The 15,686-nt window shown below is 63.7% G+C and carries 14 protein-coding genes and 1 pseudogene; 3 read left to right on the top strand and 12 right to left on the bottom strand.

All coding sequences use genetic code 11. From position 1 onward, the window contains the following. A partial coding sequence (locus EN993_RS18565; protein ID WP_206532387.1) for a cupin domain-containing protein occupies positions 1–229 on the top strand: 229 nt, incomplete at its 5' end. Between the two features lie 205 nt (positions 230–434). Here the strand turns inward: EN993_RS18565 and EN993_RS18570 are convergent. Then, on the bottom strand, positions 435–770 hold the full coding sequence (locus EN993_RS18570; protein ID WP_109665404.1) for a cupin domain-containing protein: 336 nt from the start codon (positions 768–770) through the stop codon (positions 435–437). Between the two features lie 52 nt (positions 771–822). Beyond that, positions 823–2,232 (bottom strand): glucuronate isomerase, encoded by a 1,410-nt coding sequence (uxaC, locus tag EN993_RS18575; RefSeq protein ID WP_127264510.1) that lies wholly within the window; start codon positions 2,230–2,232, stop codon positions 823–825. 175 nt (positions 2,233–2,407) lie between these two features. On the opposite strand from uxaC, the gene EN993_RS18580 reads away from it, so the two are divergent. Further along, a complete protein-coding gene (locus tag EN993_RS18580; protein WP_206532388.1) occupies positions 2,408–3,916 on the top strand; it encodes a mannitol dehydrogenase family protein in 1,509 nt (502 codons plus the stop codon). 54 nt (positions 3,917–3,970) lie between these two features. Here EN993_RS18580 and EN993_RS37820 read toward each other — a convergent pair. The 9 genes and pseudogenes from EN993_RS37820 to EN993_RS18625 form a co-directional block, all read right to left on the bottom strand. Beyond that, positions 3,971–4,114: pseudogene (locus EN993_RS37820) on the bottom strand (ABC transporter ATP-binding protein); the annotation flags it as partial. Between the two features lie 95 nt (positions 4,115–4,209). Beyond that, a complete protein-coding gene (locus tag EN993_RS18590) occupies positions 4,210–4,617 on the bottom strand; it encodes a F0F1 ATP synthase subunit epsilon (RefSeq protein ID WP_010912151.1) in 408 nt (135 codons plus the stop codon). Between the two features lie 61 nt (positions 4,618–4,678). After that, positions 4,679–6,271 carry a F0F1 ATP synthase subunit beta gene (gene atpD, locus EN993_RS18595; protein WP_164757715.1) on the bottom strand — a complete coding sequence of 531 codons (1,593 nt, stop codon included), beginning with the start codon at positions 6,269–6,271 and terminating at the stop codon, positions 4,679–4,681. Between the two features lie 70 nt (positions 6,272–6,341). After that, positions 6,342–7,226 (bottom strand): F0F1 ATP synthase subunit gamma, encoded by an 885-nt coding sequence (locus tag EN993_RS18600; RefSeq protein ID WP_109664425.1) that lies wholly within the window; start codon positions 7,224–7,226, stop codon positions 6,342–6,344. Positions 7,227–7,257: 31 nt separating this feature from the next. Next, positions 7,258–8,787, bottom strand: a complete 1,530-nt coding sequence (gene atpA, locus EN993_RS18605; protein ID WP_109664421.1) for a F0F1 ATP synthase subunit alpha — start codon at positions 8,785–8,787, stop codon at positions 7,258–7,260. Then, positions 8,787–9,347, bottom strand: a complete 561-nt coding sequence (locus EN993_RS18610; RefSeq protein ID WP_109664418.1) for a F0F1 ATP synthase subunit delta — start codon at positions 9,345–9,347, stop codon at positions 8,787–8,789. The genes atpA and EN993_RS18610 overlap by 1 nt, the downstream gene beginning before the upstream one ends. Before the next feature lie 246 nt (positions 9,348–9,593). Continuing rightward, positions 9,594–9,989: a DUF4345 family protein gene (locus tag EN993_RS18615; protein WP_109664413.1), complete on the bottom strand. Its 396-nt coding sequence runs from the start codon at positions 9,987–9,989 to the stop codon at positions 9,594–9,596. A gap of 95 nt (positions 9,990–10,084) precedes the next feature. Further along, positions 10,085–10,780, bottom strand: a complete 696-nt coding sequence (locus tag EN993_RS18620) for an aspartate/glutamate racemase family protein (protein WP_127264507.1) — start codon at positions 10,778–10,780, stop codon at positions 10,085–10,087. Positions 10,781–10,828: 48 nt separating this feature from the next. Then, a complete protein-coding gene (locus EN993_RS18625; RefSeq protein ID WP_127264508.1) occupies positions 10,829–13,012 on the bottom strand; it encodes a primosomal protein N' in 2,184 nt (727 codons plus the stop codon). Between the two features lie 90 nt (positions 13,013–13,102). Between EN993_RS18625 and fsa the strand changes: the two genes are divergently transcribed. Further along, positions 13,103–13,759, top strand: coding sequence for a fructose-6-phosphate aldolase (fsa, locus tag EN993_RS18630; protein ID WP_126066792.1), 657 nt, complete (start codon positions 13,103–13,105; stop codon positions 13,757–13,759). A gap of 92 nt (positions 13,760–13,851) precedes the next feature. On the opposite strand, the gene EN993_RS18635 is transcribed toward fsa, so the two are convergent. After that, positions 13,852–15,375 (bottom strand): DNA translocase FtsK, encoded by a 1,524-nt coding sequence (locus EN993_RS18635; protein WP_245468897.1) that lies wholly within the window; start codon positions 15,373–15,375, stop codon positions 13,852–13,854. Between the last annotated feature and the right edge of the window lie 311 nt (positions 15,376–15,686).

Consider the following 15,686-nt stretch of genomic DNA (forward strand, 5'->3'; position numbering starts at 1 on the left):
CCCCACTTCGGAATATGTGACAGTGATTTCCGGCAACTTTCATATCGGAATGGGCGACAAGCTCGACGAGGCGAAGGGTATCGAACTGACGGCTGGCGGCTTCGGCGTTGCCCCGACTGGAATGAATCACTTCGCGTGGACGACAAGCGATACGATTGTCGAGGTTCACGGCGAGGGACCTTTCGCGATTACCTACGTCAACCCGGCAGACGACCCAACCAAAAAGTAGCAATTCACTGATCGCAAGATGTCCCAAGGACGTCGATGTAACCGACGAATCACTGCGCATCCTGCGGTGATGGTCAGAGTACTGCGGCGCCAAAGGGCTTAGGCAACAGGCCCGCGCCTCTTCGGAGACAAGGGGTTTTTCGTTTGCGAGGTGTGCTGGAACAAGGCAGCGCGGGCTTCTTCTGGCGTGCATTGATCCCGCTCGCTCAGCCGAGGAAATCGGCCCGGTGCGGCGTGAAGCTGTCGACCAGCCGCCCTGCTTCGAGCGCCTTGACGCCGTGCACCAGACCGGACGGCACGATGAAACTGCCGCCGGCCGCGAGGATTTCGGTCTGGCCGTCGATGGTCACCTCGAAGCGGCCCTCGGCGACATAGCTTGCCTGGACATGCGGGTGCGAATGCAGGGCGCCGACGCCACCCCTGTCGAAGCCGAATTCGACCAGCATCAATTCATCGGTGTGCAGAAGGACGCGCCGCCTGTTGCCGTCCGGCGTTGTCGTCCACGCGCCCTTGCCGGCCGGCGCGAAAATCCTTGCGGTCATCGTCATCTCCTCATCGCGGATAAGTGACCAGCGTCTATTGCGCGAGCACGCGTCAGAGCCGGTAGGCCTTCTTGGCCAGCGTGTAGGCCAGTTCCCCAGCCAGCTCATGCGCCTCGTCCTCGCGCAGCCGGTGCTCGGCAACGAGACGCGCCAGGAAGGCACAGTCGACGCGACGCGCCACATCGTGGCGCGCCGGTATCGAGGGGAAGGCTCTCGTGTCGTCGTTGAAGCCGACCGTGTTGTAGAAGCCGGCCGTTTCCGTCGTCATTTCGCGGAACCGGCGCATGCCTTCCGGGCTGTCGTGGAACCACCAGGCCGGCCCGAGTTTGAGCGCCGGGTAGACGCCGGCGAGCGGCGCCAGTTCGCGCGCATAACTGGTCTCGTCGAGCGTGAACAGGATGACGGTAAGGTCGCGCTCCAGCCCGACGCAGTCGAGCAGCGGCTTCAGCGCCATTACATAGTCGGTCCGGGTCGGGATATCGAAGCCCTTGTCGCGGCCGAATTTCTCGAAGACAGCGCGTGAGTGATTGCGCTGGGAACCGGGATGGATTTGCAGGACCAGCCCGTCGTCGAGACTCATCTTGGCCATCTCGGTCAGCATCTGGGCGCGGAACAATTTTCGCTCACGCTCGTCGTCGGAACCACGGCGAACCCGATTGAACAGCTCTTGCGCCGCGGCACCTGAAAGATTGGCGGTCTCGGCCGTCGGATGGCCGTGGTCGGACGAGGTTGCGCCAAAACTCTTGAAGAAGGCGCGCCGCTGGCGATGCGCATCGAGATAGCCACCCCAACTGCCGGTATCGCAGCCGGTGATCTCTCCGAGCTGGTCGAGATTGGTCGAGAACCCTTCGAAGTCGGGATCGACGACCGCGTCCGGGCGGTAGGCGGTGACGACGCGGCCCTGCCAGCCGCTGTCGCGGATCATCTGGTGCCATTGGAGATCGTCGAGCGCGCCTTCCGTTGTCGCGATGACCTCGATGTTGAAGCGCTCGAACAACGCGCGCGGACGGAAATTCTCCCACTGCAGCAGCGTCGCAATGGTGTCGTAGTGGCGGTCGGCAGTTGCGGCGGTCAGCGGTTCGTCGATGCCGAACAGATGGGCGAGCACATGATCGAACCACAGCCGGGTCGGCGTGCCGCGAAACAGATAATAGTACTCGGCAAAACGCCGCCAGATCGTCCGGCCGTCGGTCTCGACCGGCCCACCGCCCAGCGTCGCCACGCCGAGATCCTCAAGCCGAACGCCTTGGCTGAACAGCATGCGGAAGATGTAGTGGTCCGGGACGATAAGCAATTGCGCCGGATCCGGGAACGGCTCGTTCAGCGCATACCAGCGCGGATCGGTGTGACCGTGCGGGCTGACGATCGGCAGGTTTTTGACGCCGGCGTAGAGGTCGCGGGCAAGCGAGCGCGACTGCGCTTCGGGCGGAAACAGCAGGTCCGGATCGGTCAGCGCGACCATGGGAAAGGCGGCTCCTTCCAGGTTGAACATCGGTACGTTCGGGCAAAAGCGATGTCAACGTGGGCTCACAAACAGGCATCCTTGCGGCAAGCGGAAACAGGTGTTACGCCGCTTGTCATCAACGCTCGGGACACCGTCATGCAGCCCCGTCCAAAACCATCCGCCCTGTGATATGATGACCAGCAGCCATTTGTCCGACGCCTCGCTACACTCACTGCCCGAGCGGGTGACAATCCCCGGATATGACCGCAGCAAGGTCGTCCCGGGCATCGTGCATCTCGGCGTCGGCGCCTTCCATCGCGCTCACCAGGCAGCCTACGTCGACGACTGCCTGGCGGCAGGCGAGACAGGCTGGGGCATAACAGGCGTTTCGCTGCGCAGCGCCGACACGCGCGACGCGCTCACGCCGCAAGATGGGCTCTACACACTGGCGATCAGAAGCAGTGGAATCGAAAAACTTCAGGTCATCGGCTCGATCGGCGCGATGCTGGTGGCGCCGGAGGATCCGGACGCGGTGCTGGCCGTGCTGACCGATCCGCGCACCCGCATCGTCACGCTGACCATCACCGAAAAGGCCTATCTGAGAGCAGCGGGCGGCGGATTGGACACTGCTCATCCCGACATCGTCCACGATCTGGCAAACCGGGAAATGCCGAGGACGGCGCATGGTTTCCTGGCCGAGGCGCTTGCCCGGCGACGCGCCGCCGGCACGCCACCCTTCACTGTCCTGTGTTGCGACAACCTGCCCGCCAATGGCGCCACGCTGCACCGGCTACTGACCGAATTCGCCGAATTGCGCGACGCCAGGCTTGGCGTGAAGGGCGACGCTGGAATCGCCGACCACATCGCCCATCAGGTCGCCTTTCCCTCAAGCATGGTCGACCGCATCGTGCCGGCAACCACCGATGCCGACCGGGCGCGGATCGCAGAAGAACTCGGCGTCGAGGACGCCTGGCCCGTGATGACCGAACCGTTCTGCCAATGGGTGGTCGAAGACAATTTCCCCGGCGGCCGTCCGGCCTGGGAAGACTTCGGCGTCACCATGGTTAGCGATGTCGGCCCCTTCGAGGACATGAAGCTCAGGTTGCTCAACGGCTCGCATTCGGCCATCGCCTATCTCGGCCTGCTCAGCGGCCACGCCACCGTCGACCGTGCCTTCTCCGACCCGGCGATCCGGCAGTTCGTTGATGCATTGTGGGCCGAAGCTATCCTGACCCTGCCCGAGGATGCCGGATTGGACACGAGCGCCTATACTGCGGAACTCGCAGAGCGTTTTTCCAACACAGCACTTGCCCACCGCACGGCGCAGATCGCTAATGACGGCAGCCAGAAACTGCCGCAGCGCATCGTCGCTTCCGCCTTGGAGTGTATCGAAGCCGGGGCTGTGCCCGAACACCTGACGCTGGTGATCGCTGCCTGGATCGCGGCTTGCGAGGCACGCGGCAAGACCTTGCCGGAACGCCATTTCACCGATCCGCTCGATGTACCATTGGCAGCGCTTTTTGAACGAAGCCTGCCTACGGAAGAGATGGTGACGGCTGTGTTCGACCTCGCCGGCTTCACCAAGGACCACACCGGGCGTCAGACGCTGGTCGAGTTCGTGGCCACCCATCTCGTCCATCTCAAGCAGGGCGGGCCGGCCCTTGCCCTCGCCGCACTCGGCATACGAAGCGAGCAATCCTGAGCTATGACTTGACGGTTGTGATGGGGCGCAGACCGTTGACGGTGGCGGGACAGCGCCCCCCTCTGTCCTGCCGGACATCTCCCCCACGAGGGGGGAGATTGGCAGCTCAGATGCCGGCGCCAACCCTGCAACGCTGGAGATTTGCGAAAGCCGCGGTGACGGCCAATCTCCCCCCCTCGTCGGGGAGATGTCCGGCAGGACAGAGGGGGGCGCGAAGGATCGCTACAGAACGCCCCTTTGCGCTACTGCGCTCCGCTTTCGCTCTACCCGGATGATGAGGAGACAGCCGCCCCTTACGCCGGCAGGATAGCGCCTTCGAGCGTGGTGAGCTGGCTAAGGAACTGTTCCGCCTTGCTACGGGCCTGGTCGTCCTTGGCGTCGGCGGCATCTTCCTTGGCTTCCTGGATGCGGCGCGCGAGATCGGCGCGGTCAACATCTTTCACCGCCACAGCCGATTCCGCCAGCAGCGTGCAGCCGGCCGGAACGATGTCGGCGAAGCCGCCGAACACCACATAGCGCTCTTCGCCACCCGACGCGGTCTTCACCGTAACGACGCCCGGCTTGATCGTGGTCATGACCGGAGCGTGATGCGCCATCACCGTCATCTCGCCTTCGGCGCCCGGAATGACGACGGATTCGACCTGCTCGGAAACAAGCAGACGCTCCGGCGAGACCAGTTCGAACTTGAAAGCTTCAGCCATGGTGTCTCACAAACGCTTGGATCGAAGACAGCGCGGCTGACCCGCGCTGCCGAATGAGAAATTAAGCCGCTTCGGCCGCCAGGCGCTGGGCCTTCTCGACTGCTTCCTCGATGCCGCCGACCATGTAGAAGGCAGCTTCCGGAAGGTGGTCGTAGTCGCCGTTGCAGAGGCCCTTGAAGCCCTTGATGGTGTCGGCGAGGTCGACCAGCTTGCCCGGCGCGCCGGTGAACACTTCGGCGACGAAGAACGGCTGCGACAGGAAGCGCTCGATCTTGCGGGCGCGGGCGACGGTCTGCTTGTCCTCTTCCGACAGCTCGTCCATGCCCAGGATGGCGATGATGTCCTGCAGCGACTTGTAGCGCTGGAGGATCGACTGCACCTGGCGGGCGACGCCGTAGTGCTCGTCGCCGACGACCAGCGGGTCGAGCATGCGCGAGGTCGAGTCCAGCGGATCGACGGCCGGATAGATGCCCTTTTCGGCGATGGCGCGGTTGAGCGTCGTCGTCGCGTCAAGGTGGGCGAACGAGGTCGCCGGCGCCGGATCGGTCAAGTCGTCGGCGGGCACATAGATGGCCTGCACGGACGTGATCGAGCCCTTGGTGGTGGTGGTGATGCGTTCCTGCAGCGCGCCCATGTCGGTGGCGAGCGTCGGCTGATAGCCCACGGCCGACGGGATACGGCCGAGCAGAGCCGACACTTCCGAACCCGCCTGCGTGAAGCGGAAGATGTTGTCGACGAAGAACAGCACGTCCTGGCCCTGGTCGCGGAAATATTCCGCAACCGTCAGGCCGGTCAGGCCGACGCGGGCGCGCGCGCCCGGCGGCTCGTTCATCTGGCCATAGACGAGTGCGGCCTTGGAGCCTTCGCCGCCGCCCTTCTTGTTGACGCCGGATTCGATGAACTCGTGATAGAGATCGTTGCCCTCGCGGGTACGCTCGCCGACGCCGGCGAACACCGAGTAGCCGCCATGCGCCTTGGCGATGTTGTTGATCAGTTCCTGGATTAGCACGGTCTTGCCGACGCCGGCGCCGCCGAACAGGCCGATCTTGCCGCCCTTGGCGTAGGGAGCCAGCAGGTCGAGCACCTTGATGCCGGTGATCAGGATCTGTGCTTCCGTCGACTGCTCGACATAGGTCGGAGCCGGCTGGTGGATAGAGCGCATTTCAGTCGCGTCGACCGGGCCTTCTTCGTCGACGGGCTCGCCGATGACGTTGATGATGCGGCCGAGCATGCCCGGACCGACCGGCACGGTGATCGGCGCGCCGGTGTCACGCACTTCCTGGCCGCGAACCAGACCTTCGGTCGAGTCCATGGCGATGCAGCGCACGGTGTTTTCACCCAGATGCTGGGCGACTTCGAGCACGAGGCGGTTGCCGACATTGGTCGTCTCGAGCGCGTTCAGGATCGCCGGCAGGTGATCGCCGAACTGCACGTCGACGACGGCGCCGATGACCTGGCGGACCTTGCCGACAACGCCGGTTGCCTTGCTGGCCACTGCCGATGTCTTGGCAGCTGCGACCTTCGCAGGTGCTGGCGCCTTGGCCGGGGCCGCCTTCGCGGCTGCTACTGGAGCCTTTGCCGCCTTCGCGGGGGCTGCGGTCTTCGCGGCTGCGGCCTTGGGGGCTGCCGTCTTGGGGGTCGCTGCTTTCGCCATCGTCTTTACCCTTTTTCGTCCTTTGTTTCTCACGCGGTCCGGTCGCGGGTCGATAACCCGCGAACCGCGCCTAGAGCGCCTCGGCGCCCGAAATGATTTCGATCAGTTCCTTGGTGATCTGCGCCTGCCGCTGGCGGTTATAAGTGATCGACAACTTGTTGATCATCTCGCCGGCGTTGCGCGTCGCATTGTCCATGGCGCTCATCTTGGCGCCCATTTCGCCGGCCGCGTTTTCGAGCAGCGCCCGGAAAACCTGCACCGAGATGTTGCGCGGAATGAGGTCGGAGAGGATTTCGCCCGGTTCCGGCTCGTATTCGTAGACGGCATTGCCGCCATCGATCGCCTCGGCCGGGGCCGAAGCAACGCCTGCCGGGATGATCTGCTGCGCGGTCGGGATCTGGCTGATCACCGACTTGAACTGCGAATAGAACAGCGTGCAGATGTCGAAGCCGCCCTCGTTGAAGAGGTGGATGACCTTCTTGGCGATCGCATCGGCATTGACGAAACGCAGCGTCTTGACCTCGCGCAGGTCGACACGGTCGATGATCATCGAAGCATAGTCGCGGCGCAGGATATCGAAACCCTTCTTGCCGACGCAGATGATCTTGACCTGCTTGCCGTCGGCCAAAAGCCTGCGGATATGGTCGCGGGCAAGGCGGGCGATCTGCGAATTGAAGCCGCCGCACAGGCCGCGCTCGGCGGTGCAGACGACGAGCAGATGCACGTCATCCTTGCCGGTGCCGGTCATCAGCGCCGGGGCATCGCCGCCGCCGCCGATTGCCTGGGTGATGTTGGCCAGCACGGAACCCATGCGCTCCGAATAGGGGCGCGCCGCTTCCGCGGCCTCTTGCGCACGGCGCAGCTTCGCCGCGGCGACCATCTGCATCGCCTTGGTGATCTTCTGCGTCGCCTTGACCGAGGCGATACGGTTACGAAGGTCTTTTAATGAAGGCATGCTTCAAACCTGATCCCGTCTTGCAATTCGCTCAGGCGAAGGTCTTGGCGAAAGCGTCGATCTCGGCCTTCAGCTTGGCGCGCAGATCGTCCGACAGCGCCTTTTCCTTGCGGATGGCGTCGAGAACGTCCTTGCCGGCCGAGCGCATGTGGCTGAGCAGGCCATGCTCGAACTTGCCGACCTGGTTGACCGGCAGCTTGTCGAGATAGCCGTTGACGCCGGCAAAGATCACCGCGACCTGCTCTTCCGTCTTCAGCGGCGAGAACTGCGGCTGCTTCAGGAGTTCGGTCAGGCGCGATCCGCGGTTGAGCAGGCGCTGCGTGGCGGCGTCGAGATCCGAGCCGAACTGCGCGAAGGCCGCCATTTCGCGGTACTGCGCGAGCTCGCCCTTGATCGAGCCGGCAACCTGCTTCATCGCCTTGATCTGCGCGGCCGAGCCGACGCGGCTGACCGACAGGCCGACGTTCACCGCAGGACGGATGCCCTGGAAGAACAGGTTGGTTTCGAGGAAGATCTGGCCGTCGGTGATCGAGATCACGTTGGTCGGGATGTAGGCCGACACGTCGTTGGCCTGCGTCTCGATGATCGGCAGGGCGGTCAGCGAACCACCGCCCAGATCGTCGTTGAGCTTGGCGGCGCGCTCAAGCAGGCGCGAGTGCAGATAGAAGACGTCGCCCGGATAGGCTTCGCGGCCCGGCGGACGGCGCAGCAGCAGCGACATCTGGCGATAGGCGACGGCCTGCTTCGACAGATCGTCGTAGCTGATCAGCGCGTGCATGCCATTGTCGCGGAAATATTCGCCCATGGTGGCGCCGGCGAATGGTGCCAGGAACTGCATCGGCGCCGGGTCGGAAGCGGTGGCGGCGACGATGATCGAGTATTCGAGCGCGCCGCGCTCTTCCAGCACCTTGACGAACTGCGCGACGGTCGAGCGCTTCTGGCCGACGGCGACGTAGACGCAGTAGAGCTTTTCCTTCTCGGGGCCGTTGTCGTGCACCGACTTCTGGTTGAGCATCGTGTCGAGGATGATGGCGGTCTTGCCGGTCTGGCGATCGCCGATGACCAGCTCGCGCTGGCCGCGGCCGACCGGGATCAGCGCATCGATGGCCTTGAGGCCGGTCGACATCGGCTCATTCACCGACTTGCGCGGGATGATGCCGGGCGCCTTGACGTCGACGCGCTTGCGTTCGATCGCCTTGATCGGACCCTTGCCGTCGATCGGATTGCCGAGCGCGTCGACGACGCGGCCGAGCAGGCCGGGGCCGACGGGGACATCGACGATGGCGCCGGTGCGCTTGACGATGTCGCCTTCCTTGATGTCGCGGTCGGCGCCGAAGATGACGACGCCGACATTGTCGGCTTCGAGGTTGAGCGCCATGCCGCGGATGCCGCCGGGGAATTCGACCATCTCGCCGGCCTGGACATTGTCGAGGCCATAGACACGGGCGATACCGTCACCGACAGACAGCACCTGTCCGACTTCGGAGACCTCGGCCTCCTTGCCGAAATTCTTGATCTGGTCTTTCAGAATTGCGGAAATTTCCGCGGCGCGGATGTCCATCAGCCGACCTCTTTCAGTGCAAGCTTGAGCGAATTGAGTTTGGTTTTGAGCGACGTATCGATCTGGCGCGAGCCCATCTTGACCACCAGCCCGCCGAGCAGCGACGGATCGACGGTGACGGAGATGGCCACGTCCTTGCCGGCAACGCTCTTCAGCGCCGCCTTGAGTTCGGTCTGCTGGGCAGCGGTCAGCTCGTGCGCCGACGTCACTTCAGCAGCGGTCTCGCCACGATGTTCGGCGGCGATCTGGCGGAATGCCCTGATCATGCCGGGAATGGCGAACAGGCGGCGGTTGCGGGCGACGACGCGCAGGAAATTGCCGGTGAGGCCGGTGATCCCGGCCTTGTCGGCGATCGCCGCGATGGCCTTGGCCTGGTCCTCGCTGGAGAAAACCGGGCTGTTGATCAGCCGGGTGAGATCGGCGCTGCCCGCGAGCATCGCTTCGAAACTGTTGAGGTCGGCTTCGACCTTGGCCACGGAATTTGCCTGCAGGGCGAGTTCGAACAGCGAACCCGCATAGCGTTCTGCGACACCTGAGATTGGCGATGACGATTGAGCCACGGACCGTCTTTTCTCTTGTCTGACAGGCCGCAGATTGTTGGCGCGAGCAAAAACTCTGGCTAAATCTTTGACCTTACTGCATTTTTTCGAGCACGGAGGCGCGGCTTCCGCTATCCCCGGCCGAAAGTCGATTGCCGTCTAGCACAGGCATTTTAAGACCGCAATGCGTCGTTCCGCATGGTTTTCAGGCACTATTGTCGCATCCGTCGAAAGTCACCCGTCTTCCATCGCGGAATACCCAACGATTCAAGGCAGAAAGCCGAAGGCAAAGGCGAGCGGCAATGCCGCCAGCACCAATTCCACCACAATGGAAACCCAATTGAAAGGCGTGTTGGCGCCATCCGACATCATCGACAGCAGCCGGCCGAAGGCGGTGAACAGCCAGGAGAAGCCGAGCGCCATGTAGATCAGCGGCTGTGCCAAGAGGATGCAGCACAGACCGACGCCGAGATAGAAGCCCGACATCCTGCCGCGTCCCTCGGCGATCGCCGCAGCCTTCTCGGGCTTGACCTGCAAGCGTAAGGCACGGAAGGCGAGGCTCGGCGCCAGAAAGAACAAAAGCCCGAGCAGCACGGTGACGACGGCGCTCGACCACGCCAGCCATTCGCCCTGGCTCGTCGGCCACGGAAGCGCAAAATCCATCTTGTCCCCTCGAAATGCCTGTTTTGAAATTCCGGGCATTCTAGCGAAGGAAAGAACCCGCGCCAGATGGCATCAGGCACTTTAGGAAAAGCGCATCAGCTAAGCGCGAATTCGACCGCCGCCTCGGCATGAATGCGTGTCGTGTCGAACACGGGAATGTCGAAATCCTGTTGGCCGATGAGCATGGTGATCTCGGTGCAACCCATGATGACGCTATCGGCCGCCTCTTCGCGGCGTAGGCGTTCGGTCTCGGCGATATAGGCGGCCTTGGACGCTTCTGCCACGATCCCCTGGCACAGCTCGTCGTAGATGACATGGTGAACCATGTCGCGCCCGGCGGCATCGGGTATGACCGGCCGCAGACCGTATTTGTCGGCGAGCCGGCCCTTGTAGAAATCCTGCTCCATGGTGAAGCGCGTCGCCAGCAGCGCCGGGCGCCGCATGCCGGCGCGCTTGACCGCCACCGCGGTGGCATCGGCGATATGGATCAGCGGGATCGACACCGACGCCTGCACCTGGTCGGCCAGTTTATGCATGGTGTTGGTGCACAAAAGCAGACCTTCCGCGCCGCCGGCTTCAAGCTTGCGCGCCGACTCTACGAGAAGCACGCCCGCGCCGTCCCAGTCGCCGTGATGCTGCCGCTCGGCGATCTCAGCGAAGTCGAAGGACCACAGCAGAAGCCTCGCCGAATGCAAGCCGCCCAGCCGCTCGCGTACGATCTCGTTGAGCAGCCGATAGTAGATGGCGGTCGATTCCCAGCTCATGCCGCCCAGAAGGCCAAGGGTTTTCATATGATTTCCATTCCTCGCTGGAGGCAGTCTCTCGCCGAAAGCGCAACCTTACAAAAAGCTCTGTGGGTCGATGTCGACCTGCACCCTGACCGAGCCGCGCTGTTTCGGCCCATTGGCCAGCATCGCGCGAATAAACCCTTGCATGTCGGCGCGCCGTTCGCCCTGGATCAGCAGGCGGAAACGATGACGGCCGCCGAGCAGGGACAGCGGCGCCTCGGCCGGCCCTAGTACGAACAGGTCCGTCGCCTCGGGCGCGGCGCGGCGCAGGCCGCGTGCATGGCCCTCGGCTTCCGCTCGCGTCACCGCGCTGACGATGACGCCTGCCAGCCGGCCGAAGGGCGGCAACGCCGCCCGTTCGCGCTCGGCAATCTCGCGCTCGTAAAAGGCCTCCGAATCGCCGGAGATGATCGCCCGCATCACCGGATGATCCGGCTGGAAAGTCTGCAAAAGGCCAAGGCTCTTCTTGCCGGTGCGGCCGGCACGGCCAGTGACCTGGCTGAGCAGCTGGAAGGTGCGCTCGGCGGCACGCGGATCGCCATTGGCAAGACCGAGATCGGCATCGACGACGCCGACCAGGGTCATGTTGGGAAAGTTGTGGCCCTTGGCGACGAGCTGCGTGCCGATGACGATGTCGGCCTCGCCATCGGCGATCGCCTCCAGCTCCAGCCGCAGCCGCCGCACGCCACCCATCAGGTCCGACGACAAGACGATGGTGCGCGCGTCGGGAAAATGCGCCACGACCTCCTCCGCGATGCGCTCGACACCAGGCCCGCAAGCGACCAGATGATCGAGCGTGCCGCATTCCGGGCAAGCCTCGGGGCGACGCTCATTGTGCCCACAATGATGGCAGACCAGCTGGCCGCGAAAGCGATGTTCGACCAGCCAGGCCGAGCAGACCGGGCAGCCGAAGCGGTGGCCACAAACCCGGCACAGCGTCAACGGCGCATACCCGCGCCGGTTGAGGAACAGCAGCGACTGCTCCTTCCTCTCCAGCGTCTGGCGCATCTGGTCGAGCAGCACCGGCGACAGGAAGCCGCCGCGCGCCGGCGGTGCGCGCCGCATGTCGACCGCCTTCAGATGGGGAAGAGCAGCCTCGGCGAAACGGGCAGAAAGAACGGCTCTGTTGTATTTACCTTGGCTCGCATTGACCCGGCTTTCGACCGATGGCGTCGCCGACGCCAGTACGACCGGAAAGCTCCCGATATGGCCGCGCACCACCGCCATGTCGCGCGCATTGTAGAAGACGCGATCCTCCTGCTTGTAAGCAGGGTCGTGCTCCTCGTCGACGACGATCAGGCCGAGCTCCTTGAACGGCAGGAACAACGCCGAGCGCGCGCCGGCGACGACGCGCACGCCGCCCTCCGCCACTTGCCTCCAGACTTTTTCGCGCATCCGCGGCGGCAGGTCGGAATGCCATTCGCCCGGCTTGGCGCCGAAGCGCTGCTGGAAGCGCTCGAGAAAGGCATGCGTCAGCGCGATTTCCGGCAGCAGGATCAGCACCTGCTTGCCCTGGTCGAGCGCGGCCGCCACCGCCTCGAAATAAACCTCCGTCTTGCCCGAACCGGTGACCCCGTCGAGCAGCGCGACGTTGAACACACCGGCTGCGACATTGGCGCGCAGCATCAGCGCCGCGTCGCTCTGGTCCGGCATCAGTTCCGGTATGGCGTAGCTGGAATCGGGTGCGGCCACCACCGGGCGCGGCGGGATCATCACCGTCTCGAACACGCCTTGCGCCCTCAGGCCGTCGATCACCGTCGACGACACGCCGGCGGCATGGGCGAGGCCGGACCGTGTCCAGGCAAGCCCGCCTTCGGCCGTCTCCAGCACGCGCTGCCTGGCGCCCGTCATCCGGTCGGGTGCGAGAAGCGTGCGCTGCAACCCCTCGATCCACGGTTCGGGGTCGAATGCCTCCGGCGCCCTGAGCAGCATGCGCGCCACCATGCCTGGCGGCGACAGCGTGTATTGCGCCACCCAGTCGACGAAGCGGCGCATGGCGCGGTCTATCGGCGGACAGTCGAAGACCTGTTCGATGGGGCGCAGCTTCTTCGCGTCGACCTTCTCGACCGCCCCATCCCAGACGATGCCGGCGACCTGGCGCGGGCCGAGCGGCACGCGCACGATCGAGCCTGGCACCACGCGCATGCCGGCCGGCACGGCATAGGTGTAGGGGCGTTCGGCGGGCATCGGCACCAGCACCGGTGCGGCTGCGACAAAGGGCGAATCTTCGATCATGAGGCGTGACCTTGCCCTGACTTTGGTCTAGATCAAAGGCCGACCCCGAATGTGCATGGCATGCACATAAGAATCTTCAGGAGACCCGCCATGAAATTTTTTGTCGACACCGCCGACATCAAGGATATCCGTGAGCTGAACGATCTTGGACTGCTCGACGGCGTTACCACCAATCCGTCGCTGATCCTCAAATCGGGCGGCAAGATCGCCGAGGTCACCAAAGAGATCTGCGACATCGTCAAGGGCCCGGTTTCGGCTGAAGTCACCGCCACCGAATATTCCGAGATGATGCAGCAGGCCAAGGTTCTGGCCAAGATCGCCGACAATGTCTGCATCAAGGTGCCGCTGACGCTGGACGGCCTCAAGGCCTGCAAGACGATCCGCACCGAGATGAACCGCCTGGTCAACGTCACGCTGTGCTTTTCGGCCAACCAGGCGCTGCTTGCGGCCAAGGCCGGCGCGTCGTTCATCTCACCCTTCGTCGGCCGCATCGACGACATCGGCATCGACGGCATGGAACTGATCCAGGAGATCCGGCAGATCTACGACAATTACGATTTCCAGACCGAGATCCTCGTCGCTTCGGTGCGCACCGTGAACCACGTCAAGCAGGCGGCCCTGATCGGCGCCGATGTTGTTACCGCGCCGCCGGCGACCCTGAAGGCACTGGTCAAGCACCCGCTGACCGACAAGGGCCTGGAACAGTTCCTCGCCGACTGGGCCAAGACCGGCCAGAAGATCGGCTGAGCCGCACCATTTTCAACTAACAAAAAAGGCCGGGTAACCGGCCTTTTTTAATGCACGTCAGACGAAGCCACGCCACCAAAAGAGCTCGCCGATCAATCCGCATTGTCGTCGTCAGGCGCACTCGCCTGCTGGCGCCGGCCCATGATGATTTCGCGTTTGCCGACATGGTTAGGTGTGCCGACCAATCCTTCCTTTTCCATGCGCTCGACGAGGGATGCGGCGCGGTTGTAGCCGATGCCAAGGCGGCGCTGGATGTAGGACGTCGAACACTTCTTGTCGCGCACCACCACCTTGACCGCCTCGTCGTAGATGGCATCGCTGTCTTCGGCTGCAACCGATCCCTTGTCGAAGACCGCGCCCTGGTCGTCTTCGGCCTCTTCCTCATCCTCGTCGGCGATCACGGTTTCCAGATACTCAGGACGACCCTGCGCCTTCAGATGCGCCACCACATGCTCGACTTCGGCGTCGGAAACAAAGGGCCCATGCACGCGCGAAATGCGCCCGCCACCCATCATGTGCAACATGTCGCCCTGGCCAAGCAGTTGTTCGGCGCCCTGCTCGCCCAGGATGGTGCGGCTGTCGATCTTGGATGTGACCTGGAAGGAAATCCGGGTCGGGAAATTGGCCTTGATCGTGCCCGTGATGACATCGACCGAGGGGCGCTGCGTTGCCATGATCAGGTGAATGCCGGCAGCGCGCGCCATCTGCGCCAGACGCTGGATGGCGCCTTCGATCTCCTTGCCGGCGACCATCATCAGGTCGGCCATCTCGTCGACGATGACGACGATGTAGGGCATCGGCGCAAGGTCGATTTCCTGCTGTTCGAAAAGCGGCTCGCCGGTGCCCTTTTCGAAGCCGGTCTGCACCGTCATGACAACCGTCTCGCCCTTGTCGCGGGCAGTAGCGGCGCGCTCGTTGTAGCCGTCGATGTTGCGCACACCGAGCCGCGCCATCTTGCGATACCGGTCCTCCATTTCGCGCACCGCCCATTTGAGCGCGGTGACGGCTTTCTTGGGATCCGTGACGACGGGCGTCAGAAGATGTGGGATGCCGTCATAGACGGAGAGTTCAAGCATCTTGGGATCGACCATGATCAGCCGGCATTCTTCCGGCTTCAGCCGGTAGAGCAACGACAGGATCATGGTGTTGATGGCAACCGACTTGCCGGAGCCGGTGGTGCCGGCCACGAGCAAATGCGGCATCTTCGCCAGCTCGGCGATGACCGGCTCACCCCCGATCGTCTTGCCCAAACAAAGCGCCAGCTTGCAGCTGGTCTTGCGAAAACCCTCCGATTCGATCAGCTCGCGGAAATAGACGGTTTCTCGCGTCTCGTTGGGAAGCTCTATGCCGATGACATTGCGGCCAGGCACGACGGCGACGCGCGCCGAAACAGCAGACATGGAGCGGGCGATATCATCGGCAAGCCCGATGACACGGGAAGATTTGACGCCCGGCGCCGGCTCGAACTCATAGAGCGTGACGACCGGGCCGGGACGAACATGAATGATCTCGCCGCGCACACCGAAATCTTCGAGCACGCTCTCCAACAGATCGGCGTTCTGCTCAAGCCGCTCCTGCGACATGTAGAAGCCTTGTCCCTCCGGGGGCTGCTGCAACAGATCTTCCGGGGGAAGCTCATAAGGATCGCCCGACGTTGATGGCACAATTTTGCCGGTCCGAGGCAGGCGCGAGGAAGGGCGCGCGGCCGTAATCCTGACAGTGGCGTCTACACTTGCGAGGGCCGGCACGGGAACGGCATCGCGCGCCGCAGCGGGGATTGCAGCGGGCTGGGCCTGCAGTGACGCGTTGCTCGCTGGCACTTCGGGCTGAGCGAGAGCCTCGTTCGAGTTAGCCGGCAAAACGTCCGGCAACGGTTTCGAGGCCTGGCTCGGAAGACATTCGATCACACGAAACAGCGAGGTGGCAT

It is taken from the genome of Mesorhizobium sp. M7D.F.Ca.US.004.01.2.1 (assembly GCF_003997785.1).
Lineage (GTDB): Bacteria > Pseudomonadota > Alphaproteobacteria > Rhizobiales > Rhizobiaceae > Mesorhizobium > Mesorhizobium loti.

What these genes read in the sequence shown, in the direction of transcription:
- EN993_RS18590 (WP_010912151.1), bottom strand. Translation starts at nt 4,617, where the DNA reads ATGGCTGAAGCTTTCAAGTTCGAACTGGTCTCGCCGGAGCGTCTGCTT.
- fsa (WP_126066792.1), top strand. Translation starts at nt 13,103, where the DNA reads ATGAAATTTTTTGTCGACACCGCCGACATCAAGGATATCCGTGAGCTG.
- EN993_RS18625 (WP_127264508.1), bottom strand. Translation starts at nt 13,012, where the DNA reads ATGATCGAAGATTCGCCCTTTGTCGCAGCCGCACCGGTGCTGGTGCCG.
- EN993_RS18620 (WP_127264507.1), bottom strand. Translation starts at nt 10,780, where the DNA reads ATGAAAACCCTTGGCCTTCTGGGCGGCATGAGCTGGGAATCGACCGCC.
- atpD (WP_164757715.1), bottom strand. Translation starts at nt 6,271, where the DNA reads ATGGCGAAAGCAGCGACCCCCAAGACGGCAGCCCCCAAGGCCGCAGCC.
- EN993_RS18600 (WP_109664425.1), bottom strand. Translation starts at nt 7,226, where the DNA reads ATGCCTTCATTAAAAGACCTTCGTAACCGTATCGCCTCGGTCAAGGCG.
- atpA (WP_109664421.1), bottom strand. Translation starts at nt 8,787, where the DNA reads ATGGACATCCGCGCCGCGGAAATTTCCGCAATTCTGAAAGACCAGATC.
- EN993_RS18615 (WP_109664413.1), bottom strand. Translation starts at nt 9,989, where the DNA reads ATGGATTTTGCGCTTCCGTGGCCGACGAGCCAGGGCGAATGGCTGGCG.
- uxaC (WP_127264510.1), bottom strand. Translation starts at nt 2,232, where the DNA reads ATGGTCGCGCTGACCGATCCGGACCTGCTGTTTCCGCCCGAAGCGCAG.
- EN993_RS18580 (WP_206532388.1), top strand. Translation starts at nt 2,408, where the DNA reads ATGACCAGCAGCCATTTGTCCGACGCCTCGCTACACTCACTGCCCGAG.
- EN993_RS18570 (WP_109665404.1), bottom strand. Translation starts at nt 770, where the DNA reads ATGACCGCAAGGATTTTCGCGCCGGCCGGCAAGGGCGCGTGGACGACA.